This is a genomic window from Citrobacter sp. TBCS-15 (assembly GCF_005280815.1).
Classification (GTDB): domain Bacteria; phylum Pseudomonadota; class Gammaproteobacteria; order Enterobacterales; family Enterobacteriaceae; genus Citrobacter; species Citrobacter werkmanii.
Window position 1 is genome coordinate 259,822 of the sequence record NZ_SZWK01000313.1, and the last position, 18,543, is coordinate 278,364.

General features: G+C 49.9%; 14 protein-coding genes and 1 tRNA gene. 10 read left to right on the forward strand and 5 right to left on the reverse strand.

Going from position 1 to position 18,543, the window contains the following annotated elements:
* Positions 1-107 precede the first annotated feature (107 nt).
* Genes FDW96_RS24145 through FDW96_RS25505 form a run of 6 tightly spaced genes read left to right on the forward strand, consistent with a single transcriptional unit; the run spans position 108 to position 8,182 of the window.
* Complete coding sequence (locus FDW96_RS24145; RefSeq protein ID WP_373562182.1) at positions 108-2,435, forward strand: tape measure protein; 2,328 nt, start codon at positions 108-110, stop codon at positions 2,433-2,435.
* On the forward strand, positions 2,435-2,932 hold the full coding sequence (locus FDW96_RS24150) for a hypothetical protein (RefSeq protein ID WP_137366458.1): 498 nt from the start codon (positions 2,435-2,437) through the stop codon (positions 2,930-2,932). The genes FDW96_RS24145 and FDW96_RS24150 overlap by 1 nt, the downstream gene beginning before the upstream one ends.
* Positions 2,932-3,402, forward strand: a complete 471-nt coding sequence (locus FDW96_RS24155; protein WP_137366459.1) for a hypothetical protein — start codon at positions 2,932-2,934, stop codon at positions 3,400-3,402. The genes FDW96_RS24150 and FDW96_RS24155 overlap by 1 nt, the downstream gene beginning before the upstream one ends.
* Positions 3,365-3,781: an NlpC/P60 family protein gene (locus FDW96_RS24160; RefSeq protein ID WP_137366460.1), complete on the forward strand. Its 417-nt coding sequence runs from the start codon at positions 3,365-3,367 to the stop codon at positions 3,779-3,781. Before FDW96_RS24155 ends, FDW96_RS24160 begins: the two co-directional genes overlap by 38 nt.
* Positions 3,768-6,245, forward strand: coding sequence for a host specificity factor TipJ family phage tail protein (locus tag FDW96_RS24165; protein ID WP_137366461.1), 2,478 nt, complete (start codon positions 3,768-3,770; stop codon positions 6,243-6,245). Before FDW96_RS24160 ends, FDW96_RS24165 begins: the two co-directional genes overlap by 14 nt.
* A gap of 56 nt (positions 6,246-6,301) precedes the next feature.
* Complete coding sequence (locus FDW96_RS25505) at positions 6,302-8,182, forward strand: hypothetical protein (RefSeq protein WP_252362883.1); 1,881 nt, start codon at positions 6,302-6,304, stop codon at positions 8,180-8,182.
* 129 nt (positions 8,183-8,311) lie between these two features.
* Here FDW96_RS25505 and FDW96_RS24175 read toward each other — a convergent pair whose 3' ends face one another.
* The 4 genes from FDW96_RS24175 to FDW96_RS24190 all read right to left on the reverse strand — a co-directional run bounded on the left by FDW96_RS24175 (position 8,312) and on the right by FDW96_RS24190 (position 11,840).
* The gene (locus FDW96_RS24175) at positions 8,312-9,322 is read right to left on the reverse strand and encodes an acyltransferase (protein ID WP_137366462.1); all 1,011 of its coding nucleotides are present in this window, start codon (positions 9,320-9,322) and stop codon (positions 8,312-8,314) included.
* A gap of 93 nt (positions 9,323-9,415) precedes the next feature.
* Positions 9,416-10,585, reverse strand: a complete 1,170-nt coding sequence (locus FDW96_RS24180) for a tyrosine-type recombinase/integrase (protein ID WP_137366463.1) — start codon at positions 10,583-10,585, stop codon at positions 9,416-9,418.
* Between the two features lie 163 nt (positions 10,586-10,748).
* A tRNA-Arg gene (locus FDW96_RS24185) sits at positions 10,749-10,823 on the reverse strand.
* Positions 10,824-10,898: 75 nt separating this feature from the next.
* Positions 10,899-11,840, reverse strand: coding sequence for a formate/nitrite transporter family protein (locus FDW96_RS24190; protein ID WP_137366464.1), 942 nt, complete (start codon positions 11,838-11,840; stop codon positions 10,899-10,901).
* A 288-nt stretch (positions 11,841-12,128) separates the two neighbouring features.
* On the opposite strand from FDW96_RS24190, the gene mlaA reads away from it, so the two are divergent.
* Entirely contained in the window at positions 12,129-12,884 is a 756-nt protein-coding gene (mlaA, locus tag FDW96_RS24195; RefSeq protein WP_038642393.1) for a phospholipid-binding lipoprotein MlaA, read from the forward strand.
* Between the two features lie 61 nt (positions 12,885-12,945).
* On the opposite strand, the gene fadL is transcribed toward mlaA, so the two are convergent.
* Entirely contained in the window at positions 12,946-14,226 is a 1,281-nt protein-coding gene (fadL, locus tag FDW96_RS24200) for a long-chain fatty acid transporter FadL (RefSeq protein WP_137366465.1), read from the reverse strand.
* Positions 14,227-14,597: 371 nt separating this feature from the next.
* Here fadL and FDW96_RS24205 point away from each other — a divergent pair, with 371 nt between their 5' ends.
* From FDW96_RS24205 to fadJ, 3 genes are all read left to right on the forward strand, one after another.
* On the forward strand, positions 14,598-14,882 hold the full coding sequence (locus tag FDW96_RS24205) for a YfcZ/YiiS family protein (RefSeq protein WP_038642389.1): 285 nt from the start codon (positions 14,598-14,600) through the stop codon (positions 14,880-14,882).
* Between the two features lie 176 nt (positions 14,883-15,058).
* Complete coding sequence (fadI, locus tag FDW96_RS24210; RefSeq protein ID WP_038642387.1) at positions 15,059-16,369, forward strand: acetyl-CoA C-acyltransferase FadI; 1,311 nt, start codon at positions 15,059-15,061, stop codon at positions 16,367-16,369.
* Entirely contained in the window at positions 16,369-18,516 is a 2,148-nt protein-coding gene (fadJ, locus tag FDW96_RS24215) for a fatty acid oxidation complex subunit alpha FadJ (protein ID WP_137350053.1), read from the forward strand. The genes fadI and fadJ overlap by 1 nt, the downstream gene beginning before the upstream one ends.
* Positions 18,517-18,543 lie beyond the last annotated feature (27 nt).

An 18,543-nucleotide genomic window follows, 5' to 3' on the forward strand; every position in this document is an offset into this window, starting at 1 on the left:
CGCAACAGGCCAATGACGCGGCAAGATTGCGCTCAATTTCTTTGAGCCTTACGCAGCAGATCGCTGTTCTCAATGAAGAGCAGAAAAATGGCGCGAGAAGTGCAGCAATGCTATCGGCCAGGCTCCAGGCTGGATCATCTGCTACTGCGGCTCAGCGAAAAGAAATTGGCGAGCTTGCAGGTAAATTATACGACCTCAAGCAAGCGCAAAATCAGACAGCAAAATCTTCTGTTGGATTAAAGACAGGGCTGTCTGCAATAGCTTCCGCGATCGCCGTATCTCAGGTAGTTGATTATGGTAAGCGCTTCCTTGAAGCGGCTGACGCCATGTCTCAAATGCAGTCCAGGATCGAAAGGTTAACCGGCAGCGCCGCGGCCGCCACCCAGACAATGCAGGGTTTGATGCGCATAAGCTCGGCAACGGGCGGGTCGCTGCAGGACACCGCAAAACTGTGGGAAACCCTAAGCACAGCGTTGCGCGATACCGGAGCGACGAACGGTCAGATTATTCAGCTCACCGAGACACTTCAGAAAATCGGGCGCATCGGCGGATCCTCTTCCGAAGAAATGGCGAATGCTCTTCGTCAGTTCGGCCAGTCAATTTCATCCGGCACTGTCCGGGCGGAGGAATTCAACTCCATCCTTGAGCAAATGCCGGAGCTGGCGCGCCAGATTGCTGCCGGGATGGGAGTTAGCATTGGAGAGCTTCGCCAGTTGATGCTGGACGGGAAACTGACGGCAGAAGATGCACTCAACGCTATTCAGAAGCAAACCGGTTCAGTGAATGCTGAGTTTGAGAAACTACCTCGCACATTGTCACAGGCCAACACCGCACTGACCAACTCGTTCCTGTCAATGATCGACTCTGTTAACCAGGCGACTGGTGCCAGTAGTGGTCTGGTGGCAATAATCGACTCTATGACTGCTGCGCTCGACAGGCTGGTGGGTAAAGCGGCGTCTGCAGATGCTCAGATATCGGATCTGAACAGTACGGCAGAAATGTTCACGCGCCGGGCGCGTACCTGGTCATGGCTTGGGCTTGATGGATGGGAGGCGCAAAACAAAGCGCTGGCAGGGCTAAGCAATAAAGCCGCCATGCTGGTTGGCGATCTGGCTGCTGTTTCCAAGGCGTCACAGACAGCGGCGAATACGAAGCCGATAGAGATTAAAACCACTGGTTCCGCTACTGGCAGCAAATCTAAAGGAGGAAAGTCTGCAGCGCAGAAAGAGGCAGAGCAATACGCAAAAGCCCAAGAATCTGTTAACCAAAAACTGGACGAGTTGAGGCAGAAAGCCGAGCTGTCAGCAGGCAGCGTTGGTGAATTATCGCGAGCGCAGGCTGTGCTTAATGCGCAGCAGTCTCTCGGTAATACCGCCACGCAGGAGCAACTCATGCTTGCCGGGCAACTTGCTGGGAAAGCATGGGATAATGCCAACGCACTGCGTGAGCAGGCAAAGGCTGAACGTGAGCGCACAGAGGCTGCCAATAAGTTCAGCACCATCCAGGGTAAAACCAGCAAAACTGCCGGACTGGATAGCCAGTACCAGAAAGACATCGCTGATATCCAACAGTATGCCCAGCTTTATCCGCAGAAGATTGGAGAGGCTGAGGCGGCGCGAGCTGCTATCGAACAGCAATACCGGGAGCAGCGTAACGCGGCGATGTGGGAAGAGTGGGCCCAGCAGAACGCGGCCACGCAGGCAGCGGCTGCAGCTTTCAACTCTCTCGGATCAGTCGCCAGTAATGCGCTTACCGGGATTATCACCGGCAGCATGTCTGCCAGCGATGCAATGCGCAGTATTGGCATGACAGTCCTGAATAGCGTCATTAACTCGTTCGTCCAGATGGGTATCGAGTGGGTTAAATCAGCCATCATGGGACAGGCGGCACAAACAGCGGCTATCGGCACGGTGACGGCAGTGCAGACGGCAGCAGTAGCCACACAGACGGCGACAAGCACAGCAGCTGCAGCGACAACAGCTGCGGCGTGGACTCCGGCGGCTATCCTGTCCTCCATTGCCTCAATGGGTACGGCGGCGGCTATCGGTCTCGGCGCGGTGGCTGGCGTTATTGGCGCGAACTTGCTTGGCAAGCGCAAAAATGGTGGACCGGTTAGTGCTGGCGGGATGTATCAGGTAGGCGAAGGCGGCATGCCTGAGATTTACCAGGCCAGCACCGGTAAGCAGTACATGATACCGGGTGACAACGGCAGGGTTATCAGCAACAAGGATATGACTTCTGGCGGTGGTGGTGGAGCTCCTGTTCTCAACATCTACAACTATTCATCCGCTTCTGTTGATGCTCAGGCAAAGCAGAACGGTGATGGTTCATGGACGCTTGAGGCATTTATCGCTGACATGAATAACGGTGGTCCTGCAAGCAGCGCCATAACCAGCAATATGAACGTTAAACGCACGCCAAGGGGGCAGGGCTGATGCCAATTATCGACTATCCCGACTGGCTTCCGCTGGCGCAGAAGGCCAGCAAAAATATGACGCTCGATACCGGGTTCCAGACCGATCAGCCAGCGGTCGGCCCGGCTATCTTTCAGAACCAGACCGATGATCTAAAAGTGACCTGGTCACTGACATGGATCTTTACTTCGGCAGAGGAGCGCGCATTCCAGCAGTGGCTGCGCAGTCCTAACTACCTAAACCGTGGGCTAAATTGGTTCCGTATGATGGTGAATCTCGGCGGCAGTGGGTTACAGCTGCAGGAACTCCACTTCACGCAGATGCCTGTTCAGACAAACATCACAAACGGCGTTGTTACATGGACTGGGACGGTTATTGCTAACCACCTCTACAACTCCGACGACGAGTTCGACGACATCATTGTTGAGCTTCCGCCGCCGTGGGATTCGTGGCTGGACATCGTGGTTACGGGTTATCCGGACGGACGCGACCCGGAATCACTACCGAGGGTGCCGTAATGCCGAGCTTCAGGGAATACAAACAGCAGCGCCCGACGCGCGGACTGTACGACACCATTACTTTCTACCATCCATCCTTTGGCTACGTTCGCATGGTCGACAAGCAGTTCTTCCCGAAGACGCTTGGCGGACAGACGTACACACCAGCGCGCTTTGAAATTGAAGAGAGCCAGCAGAGCGGCACGCCGGTGATCGACGCTACTGTGAAGTTAGGGCGACTATCGTCTGATATCAAAACGCTGATGAAGCAGTGGAATGGTGCGGCGCGACTGACGGCCATCACTGCCACCCGGCAAATATTCGACAGCGGTGACGTGTCAGTGCCGATTAAGTCGTGGCAGTTATACGTCAAGACGGTCGATATTGACGCCGATGCCGCTTCAGTGACGCTTTCTGTCACTAACCCGCTGAACAACAATATAGGCCGACTTTATGATCCGCAGGAATACACCGGACTGCAGTACCTCTGATTTCATCAGCAAGGTGATCGGCGTGCCGTGGGCTAACCGGGCCTGCTCGTTCGATAGGGTGGATTGCTGGGGACTGGTGGTGTTGTATTACCGTCACGTTCTCGGCATTGAGCTGCACCAGACTCCGGACTACGAAGCCGGAGCTGACTTCTTCACCTGCTATCAGGGCGACGTCGTTTTCTGGTGCCAGACCGATAAACCTGTCGAAGGCGGGATATTTGTCGGATACCGCGGCGCGCAACCGGCGCACGTTGGCCTGGTGCTTAACCGGCAGGCGCTGCACTCGAGGGGCGAGAACGGCAGCGTGCGCATGGACTCGTTACTGGTTATTCAGCGGGCATTCACTAAAGTGGAGTTTTTCGAATATGGCGCTGGTTGAAATATCGAATTTTCCAGGAACGCCTAAGCTGCGTTGCAGGGTGCCTAACGGCACCCTTTTTTATGACTGGCTGGCGGCCAATGATGCCACCTTTCACAGTGATCTGCTGATCGTCCGCAACGGCGTGAGGTTAAGTGATGATGATGAGCTGGCATTTGAACTGAGCGAACTGGACACCATCCAGATTTTCGACCAGCCAAAAAGCATCGTCAGCGATATCCTGAGCCCGATCTTCAAAGTTGTTGGGGCTGTGTTTTCCTTCCTGGCTCCGAAGCCTGCAATTGCTAACAACGGCGGCAACACCGTCGACTCACCGAATAACAGCCTGACCGGGCAGACAAATACCGCCAGGGTATACAAAGCGAAGCCTGACATTTATGGTCAGGTCAGATCGTTTCCCGACTTGATTCAGGAATCGATGTTTGAATATGTGCGGCAGAGTGAGAACGACGGCGGCCTGAAATACGTCACTGAGTGGATGTGTATCGGTATCGGTAAGTATGACTATGAGTCTGTGCGTTACTCCGAGTCGAGTCTCGGATCGATGGCCGGTGCCGAATACCAGTTTTATCAGCCTGGTGAGGTAATACCGACTATTAACGAGGGCTATTCGTTCGACGATGTCGACGGGCAGGAGATGCCAGGGCCAAACGAAAGCGACAATTTCCCGGTAGAATCGGCAACTGCCAATACCGTAGTAAGTGGGGATTATGCTGGCGGACAGATAGCGATGAAAATCGTCAAGCAGGCTGAGTTCGACTACTTCATGGGGCTCGTGCTACCACACTCCGTCACATTCACCATTAATGTCACGTATAATACGGCATCCGGTAGTGTTACTGAGGATGTGGTGTTCTCAGGAACGTTAATTTCCGCAGTGCAGACTAATGATGGCGCCGTTATTAATCCTGTTCAGTGGTACACATTCACCATGACAGATTTGCAGGGGCCGCCTACCGTTCCATCTACAGCCACTATTAACACGACGAAATTCATTCTAAACGATAATGAGGCTCTTGTTGTTGGGCCTTTCTTCTCGCCGGTTGAGTCAACAGAGCTTTGGTTGCATACACAGTCATCACTTGGTGGCGGTAACTGGACTGACTGGACGGTGACAATCTGGAAAATCGACGACGATTACAATCAGATCCCCGGCACACAACAGACCTTTACCTATCATCAGGGAACACCACATAAGTCGACCAGCGAAGTGTTTTATCGGACCGATAAAATAATTCCAGCAGGAGGGTTTGGTAAATACGCCATCAACTTCCAGCGGACAAACAACTCCAATGATGCGTCAATTCTTAAGGTTGAGGAAATACACGCTGTCAACATCCGAAGCAACGTAGTTCATCCGACCGATACTCTGGTTCGCGTCAAGGTGCGGGCAACAGAGAACGCACTGGGAAGCCGTGACCGAAAATATAACGCTTTGGTAACTCGTCAGACTATCAGTTACGACCTGATGAGACAGACCGTCGATTACACATTGCGTCCGTCGCGTTCATTTGCTGATGCTGTGGCTCATACGTGGCTTGTAATGGGGAAACAACCGGAAAACAGCATTGACCTGTACGGGCTGTATTCCATCGCTGAGAGCCTGACTGATGAGCGACTAGGATACTTCGATTACACCTTCGATGATGAAAACGACTCTCTTGGCGACAGGGTGCAGGCGATATGCAATGCGGCGTCTGTCATGGCGTACTGGGATGACGGTGTACTGACGTTCACCCGCGATCAGAAGGTTTATTACCCGGCAGCCGTATTTAACCGGGCTAACATGAAGACCGACGAGTACAAAATGACATACGAGGCCACGCTACCAGGCGGTTATGACGGCGTGCAAGTGTCCTATGTTCACCCAACCACAAACAATAAGACATACATCAATTACCGCGTGCTGAACGGCTCTGTCGTCGAACAGGAAGCGGAGAACCCGAACAAGCTTGAGATAGTCGGCTTTCGGAACGAGTATCAGGCGCGGGAACGTGCGCTGCGCGAAACGAAGCGTCTTATTTACTCACGGGTGAAGATGAACGCCAAGGTGTTCGAGGACGGGATTATCCAGGTTGGAAGCGTCATTCAGATGTCGGACATCTACGACAGCAACCAGCAACAGGGATACATCACCGGGCGAACTGGTAATGACTTTGACACCAGTGAGCCTATTACGTTTTCCGGCTCAATGTATGTTCTTGTCACCGATAGCCAGGGTAAACCAACCCCTCGCTATTTGGCATCTGCAAGAAGCGATACGAAATACGGCTTCACCTCAGCAATACCTGACATCCAGCTCAATATCTGGAATGGAGATACTGTGCAACTTCCATCTCGATATCTCATAGCTACAGTGGAAGAACTGGACAGCCAGTTATGGACTGTTAGCAGCATAAAACCCAACACAGATAACACGGTATCTCTGACCGTAGCGGAATACAGCGACGCTATCTACCAATAAGAACCTCCCGACAAACCAGACCCGGCCTATGTGCCGGGTTTTTTTATGGAATAAATATGGCTACTCAACCTACTAATCAGCCAGTACCGAGTGAATCGCCACGCGACCTGAAATTCAATGCCGGGAAAATTGACGAATTCGTGACGTCGATGGCTAAGCAATATACCGACCGCTTTGGTCAGGATCACTACACCATTGAAGGAATTCGCTGGCTTGCTCAACAGGCTATTGCCGCGTTTGGCTATGTCACTTTGGATAGTTTCGAAGATGGAAATACGCTAACTCTGCCTAACCAGGTTTTACGTCTTAAGTCTACTGGTGCGTATTATCGCTGGGATGGAGCATTGCCAAAATACGTGCCATCAGGTTCAACTCCAGATTCATCAGGAGGTATTGGCGTTGGAGCTTGGTTGTCAGTAGGTGATGCTACTCTGAGAGGGGAGCTGGCACAGCAAACTGGTGCAGGAATTATTGGATCTGAATCAGGCAACACTGTTCAGGAAGAGATAAATATTATTAAGACTCGAAAAATTGCCGGGTCAATTAGCGATCTCGTTGCTTTAAATACTGATGAAACGGCAATTGTTACGGTGTTAGGTTTTCATGTTGGGTCTATTATCTATCTTGATGGTGGTGTTGGTGGTGGTACTTTTAAATGGTCTTCATCCACTCCAAAAACTTCGCATAACGGAGGAACTGTCATTGATCCAGACAAGGAATTTCCCGCAACATGGGATGATGCGGGTAAAAATTCATGGTTTACAGCGTCAGCATCAGGGTCAGGATGCTGGCTACGCGTAAAAGATTATGATTGTCTTCTAGCTGAATTCTTCGGTGCTGTTTCATGGAACCCAGGCGACACTTACGACAGCACTATCGAATTCCAGAAGACGGCTGACGTTGCTGGTCGTGGTGGTTTATGGCGGTGGCATCGCAGACACAGAACCACAAGTTTCGTACAGATACCTAATAAGCAAACATTCGGCTCTTTTAAACAGATTACATCTATTTATTCTGAAATTTTTAATCCAACAAATTTTCAAGGCGTACATGTTGGAGTTGACCCATCACTAATAAATACAGTTACTTCAGCTGTTTTTTATGACGCTGATTCCGGAGAAGCATTCAGATGCGGAGAGGGCGCTGTTCCATCAACTTTCCTTCTTTATGGTCGAGGATACTCAACAACAGGAATGAATTTAAGTGTCGCTCTTCCTGTTGAATCAGCATATTTAAATACATCAGGAATTCGACATGGTAAATATATCAAGCCGGAAAACGTTACGGTGGTGTTGTTTAAATATCCATTTGACTCTAATCCGTGGGATTCTGTTTCTAGAGGGGATTACTACACTACATATACAAACTGCGTTCAGCAATACTGCTTTTGTATGTGGCGCGCTTCATCTGCTGCTGGTGAGCCAACATTCAACACCAAGCACATAAACTCTCGAGCATATGTAAATAAGATTGTAGAGAATAATTTTTCGATCAAAAACGCAGTCTTTATTGGTGGTTCAATAGAAGGTTTTAACACCCCCACAACTGTTCGTGAATCCGCCGGTATGTCGTTCAAAGGAACGTATTTTGAAACATCTGATACGAAAAATACTGTTATGTTCAATGTTATTGGGTGGTGCTCACTAAACTTTGAAAATTGTCTTATTTATATGGATCACGTTACACGGTGGGTAACCACCGGCGGCACATCGCAAACTGCGGGGGTTACCGGCATATCGGTTACATCGCATGGAAACACATGGCGTAAAGCAGATAATGCTTCAGGAATTTGCTTCGAGTTTGATGGAGTAGTGAGAAAGTCGTACGGTTTATATGGTGATATATTTCACCTGGGAGGGACATCTACGCTAGGTTACTATGCCGGTGCGGTACCTACTGGAATTTATGCAGCGCCAATAACATTAACAGGTGTTTGATGAGTAAATGTCTGACATATAAAGTATTGCGGTTTATCCCCAGTTGACGCGAGGAACATTATTTGCTGGAACACATAAGCCCATTACGGGGCTTATGTGTTTATGATGAAAGAATTTATGGGCTTTAATTTATGAGAATATATGCTTTCTATCTACTTTGGCCAGCAGCATACCAAAAGCCAAACTTGGCACAAATACTATAATAAAAGTGATGGGGAAACCAAATGGTGATATGTATTGATCAATGCGCGCATCAAGGAGCCATTCGAGAATGAATGCGTGTATCCCATATATTGGTAGTGATGCTGTTGCTATGTATTTTGTTGCAGGCCCAAAAACATTAAACTCATTACCTTTTGACTTAATGAAAGAAAACAAAAACACTGACGCTAACATTACAAATAGTGCCGTGTAAGAATAGTATGAGCTGTTATATCTACCATTTGCAGCAGAAATTGAGTATGTGAAGGCTGCCGTCAGTAATGAGAACAATATAAATAGAGAAAGATATAAATATGCCCGATTCGGTTTTATATCCATAGTGCCAATAGATGCCCCAAACGCGCCATACAGTATATAGAAAATCAATTGATCGTTTATTGTCAGTATCCCGCCATAACTAACACCAAAAAACTGTGAGGTAAAGTTTGATGTTGTAGGGTTAAAGACAGTGAATATCACCAGGGCAATCAACAAGAACTTTATAGAACTAATTGACTTAATGGATATTAGCGAGAATATAAAATAACAAATCAATAATTTATAGAAGAACCAAAGATGATAAAATAATGGTTTCTCAAAGGAATTGAAGAATATACCAGGTGATAAAACAGATTCTAATGATTTCGATTTAAAAACAACTAAATAAATTGCTGCAATAAGCGTATATAAAATTAGATTTGCCAAAACCTTTAATATGTTTTTGGTTTTTATGTCCTTGTTCTGCATGAATATAAATCCTGAAATCATGAAAAACAAAGGCACGCAAATCCTAGAAAACGAATCAATTATGTTAGCTATATTCCATTGTACCCCGCTTTTATCGAACGCGATGGCGTACAACGTTACCGTATGTAGCACAACAACAAGTACGCATGCGACCGCACGTACATTATCTAGCCAAATAATTCTACCGTTCATTCGTCACCAAAATTTTCTAATTAGCTGAAATGTTTTAAAGATACTATCATTGATGTATAAGTTTTTCGACAGAATAGGATTTCTTCTGAGTCCCTACGACACCTTCTCATCCAGCCAGTCAGCCCACCACTGCATCATCTCCCGGCGTGTATCAAGATAAGCTGCGTGGTTGTACACTGATCGGGTTCCGCCACTTACGTGCGCCAGTTGCATCTCTATTGCGTCGCTATTCCAGTGTTTCTCATTCAGCACAGTACTGAACTGGTGCCTGAACCCGTGACCACTTGTTTGTCCCTCATAGCCAATGCTGCGAATCACGCCAAGAACAGCATTCTCACTGATTGGCTTCTTCCTGTCGTTTCTGCCGGGGAAGCAAAGAGAATACTGGCCGGTTATGTGCTGCAATACTTTAAATAGCTCAACGACCTGATCTGACATAGGGACGATATGAAGCTTCCTTCCTTTCATTACCGACGGGTCGATACTGATTATCCTGTTCTCATAATCTATTCCTGACCATACCATCGATCTCATCTCGACGGTTCTCATAGCTGTATAGTGCAGTACCTGCGCTGCTATCTTCATTACTATCCAGCCACCGTACGCGTTCAATGCACGCTGGAATTCATGTATGCGATGCATGGGAAGGAAAGGGTAGTTGTTCTTGCGATATCCTTTCATGGCCCCTGCAAGGTCTGGGGATGGATTGTATTTAGCCCTGCCGGTTACTATCGCATAACTGAAAACCTCACCGCATCTGCGCCTCGCTTTATCAGCTCGTTCCATTGCGCCCCTGTCCTCGAACAGCCGGATGACCTTCAGCAGAGTCATTGGCTCGACTTCCTCCATGCGTAAGTGACCGATGATCGGCAATATGTCATCCGTGAACATGCTCATCATCTCGTCAGCATATCCTTTCGACCACACCTTTGATTTGTGAGCATGCCATTCTCGGAAAATGTCACCGAACGAATCAGCTACAGCTTCTTTCTCTTTCTTCTTAATGGCTTGCTTTTGTTCTGCCGGATCGACACCTGCCAGCAACTTCATTTTTGCTTCTGACTGTTTTGACCTGGCCTCTGTGAGAGATATTTGAGGGTACGGCCCGATAACCAGCGTCTTTTCTTTCCCGTCGAACCGGTACCGCATGCGCCACACCTTTTTCCCTGATGGGGGAACGAACAGGAATAGTCCTCCGGCATCTGCCAGGCGATATGATATTTCCGCAGGCTTTGCTGCGTCGATTTGCTTTACCGTAAGCATGTGGGCATGAATCCGTGGTCATTTTTCAGTATGCCCACAATATGCCCGCAAAAGTTTGGCGTAGTCAATTCATGTTGGGCAATGTGCGGTAACGTAGAATTGTTTGTGTGACAGCAATATCAGGGATTTTGGTAATGAGAGGAAATGGCGGGTAATGAAGAAATGGTGTCCCCTGCAGGAATCGAACCTGCAACTAGCCCTTAGGAGGGGCTCGTTATATCCATTTAACTAAGGGGACAAAGCGGCACGAGTATAGCGTTTTTTACCCTCAACGGTAAGTCTCAAGCCGCCTGACTGCTCAAACAGTCACCATTCAAGCCTGTTTTTTCTGGTTTTTCTGCTTTTGCTCGTCGCGTTTGGCTTGCTGCCTGGCTTCTTCCTTGCGTTTGTTGCTCATATCATTGCGAATCTGCGCGTGGCTCATCAGCGCAAAAATAAACGTACCGCCGCAGATATTTCCGGCGAGTGTCGGTAACGCAAAGGGCCAGAAGAAATCACCCCAGTGCAGCGTACCATTAAAGACCAGATAGAGAATTTCCACTGAACCGACGACGATATGCGTAGTATCGCCTAGCGCAATCAACCAGGTCATCAGAATAATGACCACAATCTTCGCCGCACCGGCCGCAGGAAACATCCAGACCATTGTGGCAATCAGCCAGCCAGAAATAATCGCGTTAGAAAACATCTCTGTTGGGCTGTTTTTCATTACGTCCATACCGATTTTGACAAAGGCATCGCGGGTCTCTTCATCAAAAATCGGCATATATTCAAAGGCCCATGCCGCAATGCCGGTGCCGATAATATTGCCCAGTAAAACTACCCCCCACAGGCGCATTAGCAGGCCAAAATTGCCGAGGGTGGGGTTTTGCATAACGGGCAGTACGGCAGTGACGGTATTTTCGGTAAAAAGCTGTTGGCGGGCCATGATGACGATGATAAACCCGAAGGTATAACCCAGGTTCTCAAGTAAGAATCCGCCTGGCACGCCTTCTAACTGTACGTGAAAAATCCCTTTCGCCAGTAACGAGGCGCCCATCGACAGCCCGGCAGCGATGGCCGACCACAGCAGCGCCATCGCATCACGTTCCATCTCTTTCTCCCCATCCTGGCGGATATGTTCATGGATCGCCATCGCCCGGGAGGGGAGTCTGTCCTCATCGACCTCTATCTTTTTACCTTCTAGCTTTTCATCACTTTCGACCTGGATTTCGTCGCTGTGCCGATTGATTTTTTCTTTCTCAATATCATTCATAGCCGAATCCTGAATAAGCACGTATTGCTAAAGCGTAGCGGTTTTTATCCGAAAATCAGCGGGACAAAGTCTGAGATAGCAAAAATGGTAACGTTTGTTTTTATCGGGTTAGCTAAAATAGAACCGCCGCGTAGTGTGCATTACCAGGCTATGATCAAATCAGTAAGACCGGGTATATAGACATCGTTTGACGTGCTGTTACAATCGCTCACATCTTAACAGGCGGATACGTCATCGTTCCGTCATGGATGGCAATCAGCGATAGCCATATTACACAGGGAGACACTTATGAAGCTTCGCCTGTCGGCGCTTGCGCTGGGAACCACACTTTTGGTGGGGTGTGCGAGCTCCGGTACTGAACAGCAGGGGCGTTCGGATCCATTTGAAGGGTTCAACCGCACCATGTACAACTTTAACTTTAATGTTTTAGATCCCTATGTTGTTCGCCCGGTAGCAGTAGCCTGGCGTGATTATGTCCCGCAGCCGGCGCGTAATGGTTTAAGCAACTTTACGGGCAACCTTGAAGAGCCGGCCGTCATGGTCAACTATTTCCTGCAAGGCGATCCTTATCAGGGGATGGTACATTTTACCCGTTTCTTCCTGAACACCCTGTTGGGGATGGGCGGATTTATCGATGTGGCGGGTATGGCGAATCCGAAGCTACAGCGCGTTGAACCACACCGCTTTGGCAGTACGTTAGGCCACTATGACGTGGGTTACGGACCGTATATGCAGCTTCCGTTCTACGGTAGCTTCACGTTGCGCGATGATGGTGGCGATATGGTGGATACGCTGTATCCGGTATTGTCCTGGCTGACCTGGCCGTTGTCGATAGGTAAATGGACCGTTGAAGGGATTGAAACCCGCGCACAGCTGCTTGATTCCGACGGTCTGCTGCGTCAGTCTTCCGACCCTTACATCATGGTACGTGAAGCCTACTTCCAGCGTCATGACTTCATCGCGAACGGCGGGAAACTTAAACCAGAAGAAAACCCGAACGCGAAAGCCATTCAGGATGATTTAAAAGATATCGATTCCGAGTAAGGAATTGGTGCAAATAAAAAGGTGAGCTAAAAAAACTCACCTTTTTTATGTCGGAAGGAAATCAGAACGCGTAGTTGAAGTTGGTACCGAACAGCCAGGCTTTACCTTCAGAATCGAAAGTATACGGGCCTTCTTTGACGGTCACTTTCTGTCCGTGCATATAAGAAACACCGACATCAATAGATGCGTCATCATTGAATGCGTAAGTCGTACCCGCGCTCAGCCACAGGCGGTCCTGGTCTGGAATGGAGATGGAACGCTTGCTCGCAGGAACCGGGCTGTCGTCATAGGCGATACCGGTACGGAAGGTCCAGCTTTTATCCATATAGTAGGTTGTGCCCAGAGCGATGCGGTAAGAATCCTTGAAGCCTTCTTCTTTATAGAACAGTGTCTGGCCGTTGGTGCCGGTGGCTTTCAGCTCCTGGAACTGGCTCCAACTGGTATAAGCCATGCTGTAGTGAATAGCCCATTGCGGAGCGATGCGGTTATAGCCCGACAGTTCCCACATTTCCGGCAGATTCAGCGTCAAAGAACCTGGGACGGTGGCATTGGTTGTTCCCCATGGGAACACGGTGCCTGCGCCAGGTAACCCATTGACCTGGGTGCGAATACCGCTTTTGTAATCGCCATCGAAGTCGATTTTAACTTCAGAGCGGTACGTCAAGCCGTAACGGTTATTTTTATCCAGCTCGTACAAAATACCGGCGTTCCAGCCGTAGCCCCATTCGTCACCCTTCAGGCTGGCAATTTTGTTGCTGACTTTCGGTAATGCAGCCGTCTGCTCACCAGAATAACGTTCAATTTTTGCATCGGCGTAAACGGCATTAAAACCAACACCAAAGCTCCAGCTGTCATTCAGACGGTAGGCACCGCTCAGGTTAAGGTTGACCGTTTTAAGGTCAGTCTTCCCACCGTATTCACCGACGATATAGCTGTCATTAAACTCGGTCGCCAGGCCATAGTTAGAGGTGACAGATGCACCCCAACCAAACTGTTCGTTGATAGGCATCACGAAGTGAGCGTTAGGAACCCACGCCGTCGGGGCGATGTTATCTGCGTCGGTGCTACGTCCGGTGAATGGCGATTTACCGGAAATATTAACGTCTGGATCGATATACACTGCACCCGCAGAAAAAGTGGGGCGATCAAACATCATAATCAGTGCCGGGTTACGACTGGCGTTACCTGCATCATCTGCAATAGCGCCTTCACCCGAATATGCCCGGCCAAGGCCAGAGGAAGAAAATTCGTTTAACTGAAAGCCTGCAGACCAGGCCTGTGTGGAGATAATTGCCACTGCGACTGCGAGAGCAGACTTTGTAAACAGGGTTTTCTGGCTCATGACCATAACCTCATAGATTTATTTTTATACAAACAATGTTACATACCGTAACAGGAGCGCGAAGTGTAGGGTCTGAGGTACGACATAGAAATCAGACCAGTGCCGAGAGTATAGGTCTGACCAGCTGAAATGTTGCAAGTATGTTTATAAATATTTTCAATTCTGATCTCGGAAACGCGATCCAGCTGGCAAAATTGCGGGTATGCGCACTCACCTGTTTGGGTGATTTTTGTTTTAGATCATTTTTAAGTGTGATTTCGGTCACTTATCGCATTTCATACAATTAACGACTGGAGAGGCGAAAGAGGGGAGCGTAAAATATCCCCATCGTTTATCTGGCACCTCAGGTGCGAATACAGAGGAAATCTACAATGAGTAAATGCAGTGCTGATGAAACCCCGGTTTGCTGCTGTATGGATGTTGGCACCATCATGGACAACTCCGATTGCACCGCGTCATACAGCCGTGTGTTCGCGAATCGCGCAGAGGCAGAAGAAACGCTGGCCGCTCTGACTGAAAAGGCGCGTGGCGTGGAATCTGAGCCTTGCCAAATCACCTCTACTTTTACTGAAGAGTCAGATGGTGTGCGTCTGGATATTGACTTTGTTTTTGCTTGTGAAGCAGAAACGCTGATTTTCCAGCTGGGCCTGCGTTAATCCCTTCTATTTATGCCCTTGCTACCTGGTGGCAAGGGCATTTTCGTAACAGTCAGTGATTATTCACTGTGTCTTAGCTCCCACTTTCTTTTCTCTCCGCTTGGCTAAATGTAAAAAATTGGTTAAGACTGTGATCAGGTCAGACCACTTATTTTTATTTTTTACAGGGGAGTGTTATGAGTCAGGCTTTACCGCTGGTTACCCGCCAGGGCGATCGCATCGCCATTGTAAGCGGATTGCGTACGCCATTTGCCCGTCAGGCAACCGCATTTCATGGCATTCCCGCCGTAGATTTGGGGAAAATGGTTGTTGGCGAACTGCTGGCGCGTAGCGAAATACCCGCTGATGTGATTGAGCAACTGGTCTTTGGCCAGGTGGTACAAATGCCTGAAGCCCCCAATATTGCTCGTGAAATCGTGCTGGGAACCGGTATGAATGTGCACACGGACGCCTACAGCGTAAGCCGAGCCTGCGCCACCAGTTTCCAGGCAGTAGCGAATGTCGCGGAAAGCCTGATGGCGGGAACGATTCGCGCCGGAATTGCCGGCGGGGCGGACTCGTCGTCAGTCCTGCCGATTGGCGTCAGCAAAAAACTGGCGCGTGTGCTGGTGGATGTCAATAAAGCCCGCACGACAGGGCAACGCCTGAAACTGTTTTCCCGGCTGCGTTTACGTGACCTGATGCCTGTGCCGCCAGCCGTCGCTGAATATTCCACCGGCTTGCGCATGGGGGATACGGCCGAGCAGATGGCGAAAACCTATGGCATTACTCGCGAGCAGCAGGATGCCCTGGCGCATCGTTCGCACCAACGTGCCGCTCAGGCATGGGCTGAAGGAAAGCTCGCCGATGAGGTGATGACCACCTACGCGCCACCGTTTAAAGACCCTCTTTCCGAAGATAACAACATTCGCGGCAACTCTACGCTGGCCGATTACGCCAAACTGCGTCCGGCATTTGACCGAAAGCACGGTACAGTGACTGCGGCGAACAGTACCCCGCTGACGGACGGCGCAGCCGCCGTGATATTGATGACAGAGTCGCGAGCGAAAGAGCTGGGGCTGGTGCCGCTGGGGTATTTACGCAGCTATGCTTTCACCGCAATTGATGTCTGGCAGGACATGCTGCTGGGGCCGGCGTGGTCAACGCCGCTTGCGCTGGAGCGAGCTGGACTGACGATGGCGGATTTAACCTTGATCGATATGCATGAAGCCTTTGCCGCACAAACGCTGGCGAATCTTCAGTTGCTGGGCAGCGAACGTTTTGCCCGCGAAGTGTTGGGGAGGGCACATGCCACTGGCGAGGTTGATGACAGTAAATTTAACGTGCTGGGCGGATCGATTGCCTATGGACACCCCTTCGCCGCTACTGGTGCGCGAATGATTACGCAAACCCTCAATGAATTACGCCGCCGTGGCGGCGGTTTTGGCTTAGTGACCGCCTGTGCGGCAGGTGGTCTGGGTGCGGCAATGGTTCTGGAGGCGGAATAATGGAAATGACATCGGCTTTTACGCTTAATGTGCGTTTGGATAACGTCGCTGTTGTCACCATTGATGTACCCGGAGAGAAAATGAATACCCTGAAAGCGGAGTTTGCTTCTCAGGTTCGGGCCATCCTGAAACAAATTCGCGACAACAAAGCGCTGCGCGGTGTGGTGTTCATTTCAGCGAAACCCGATAACTTCATCGCCGGAGCTGATATCAACATGATTGGTAGCTGTCGCAGCGCGCAGGAAGCCGAAACGCTGGCCCGCCAGGGCCAGCAGATTATGGCAGAAATTCACGCGTTACCGATCCCGGTTATCGCCGCGATTCATGGCGCTTGTCTGGGCGGTGGCCTGGAGATGGCGTTGGCCTGCCATAACCGTATTTGTACGGATGATGCTAAAACCGTACTGGGTTTGCCGGAAGTCCAGCTTGGCCTGTTGCCCGGCTCCGGCGGTACGCAACGCTTACCACGCCTTATTGGCGTCAGTACTGCGCTGGATATGATCCTCACAGGGAAACAATTGCGCGCAAAACAGGCACTTAAAGTGGGTCTGGTGGATGAGGTCGTGCCGCAGTCTATTTTACTGGAAGCTGCCGTTGAACTGGCTAAAAAAGACAGTTCTTCACACCGGGACCTGCCCGTACGTGAGCGGGTGTTAGCGGGACCGCTGGGACGAGCGCTGCTATTCCGTATGGCCAGTAAAAAGACGGCGCAAAAAACGCAGGGAAATTATCCCGCGACGGAACGTATCCTTGAGGTCATTGAAACCGGCCTTGCACAAGGAAGCAGTAGCGGTTATGACGCAGAAGCCCGCGCATTTGGGGAGCTGGCGATGACCCCTCAGTCTCAGGCGCTGCGGCACGTCTTTTTTGCCAATACCAACGTGAAAAAGGATCCTGGTAGTGATGCAAAGGCGGGGCCGCTAAGCAGCGTCGGTATTCTGGGTGGCGGTCTGATGGGCGGTGGTATCGCCTATGTGACGGCCTGTAAAGGTGGCTTGCCAGTCCGTATCAAAGATATTAGTGCTAAGGGAATCAACCACGCGCTGAAGTACAGTTGGGATCAGCTTGAAACGAAGGTTCGTCGCCGTCTTATCAAAGCCAGCGAGCGCGATAAACAGCTGGCGTTAATCTCGGGATCCACCGATTATCGCGGTTTTGCGCATCGCGATCTGGTTATTGAAGCCGTGTTCGAAGATCTGGCGTTAAAACAACAGATGGTGGCAGAAGTTGAACAAAATTGCGCACCTCACACTATTTTTGCTTCCAATACCTCATCTTTACCGATTAGTGATATTGCGGCTAAGGCTGCCAGACCTGAACAAGTGATTGGTTTGCACTTTTTTAGCCCGGTTGAAAAAATGCCGCTGGTTGAGGTCATTCCGCATGCAACGACCTCTGAGCAAACTATTGCAACAACCGTCAAGTTGGCGAAAAAACAGGGTAAAACACCGATAGTCGTCAGAGATAAGGCCGGGTTTTACGTTAACCGCATTTTAGCGCCTTACATCAATGAAGCTATACGCCTGTTAACCGAAGGCGAGCGGGTTGAAGCCATTGACGCCGCGCTGGTTAAGTTTGGTTTTCCGGTTGGGCCAATCCAACTTTTGGATGAGGTCGGAATTGATACGGGCACTAAAATTATACCTGTGCTTGAGGCCGCGTATGGAGAACGTTTTAGCGCGCCTGCAAATGTTGTTGCTTCAATTTTGAATGACGATCGCAAAGGTAGAAAAAATGGTCGTGGTTTCTATCTTTATGGGGCGAAAGGGCGTAAAAGCAAAAAACAGGTCGACCCTGCAATTTATACGCTTATTGGCGCTCAGGGCCAGGCCCGACTCCCCGCCACGCAAATTGCTGAGCGGTGCATCATGTTAATGCTCAATGAAGCAGCACGCTGCTTCGACGAGAAGGTCGTCCGCAGCGCGCGTGATGGCGACATCGGTGCTGTATTTGGTATTGGTTTTCCGCCATTCCTCGGCGGCCCGTTCCGGTATATGGATTCCCTCGGCGCGGGTGAAGTAGTTGCGGCTCTGCAACGGCTATCAACACAATATGGCTCGCGGTTTACACCGTGTGAGCAATTATTGCTGATGGCGGAACGTGGTGAAAGATTCTGGAATAGTAGGGAAACTGACCTGAATTCATGAGGTCAAAGGTAGGATGAATCCGCACTG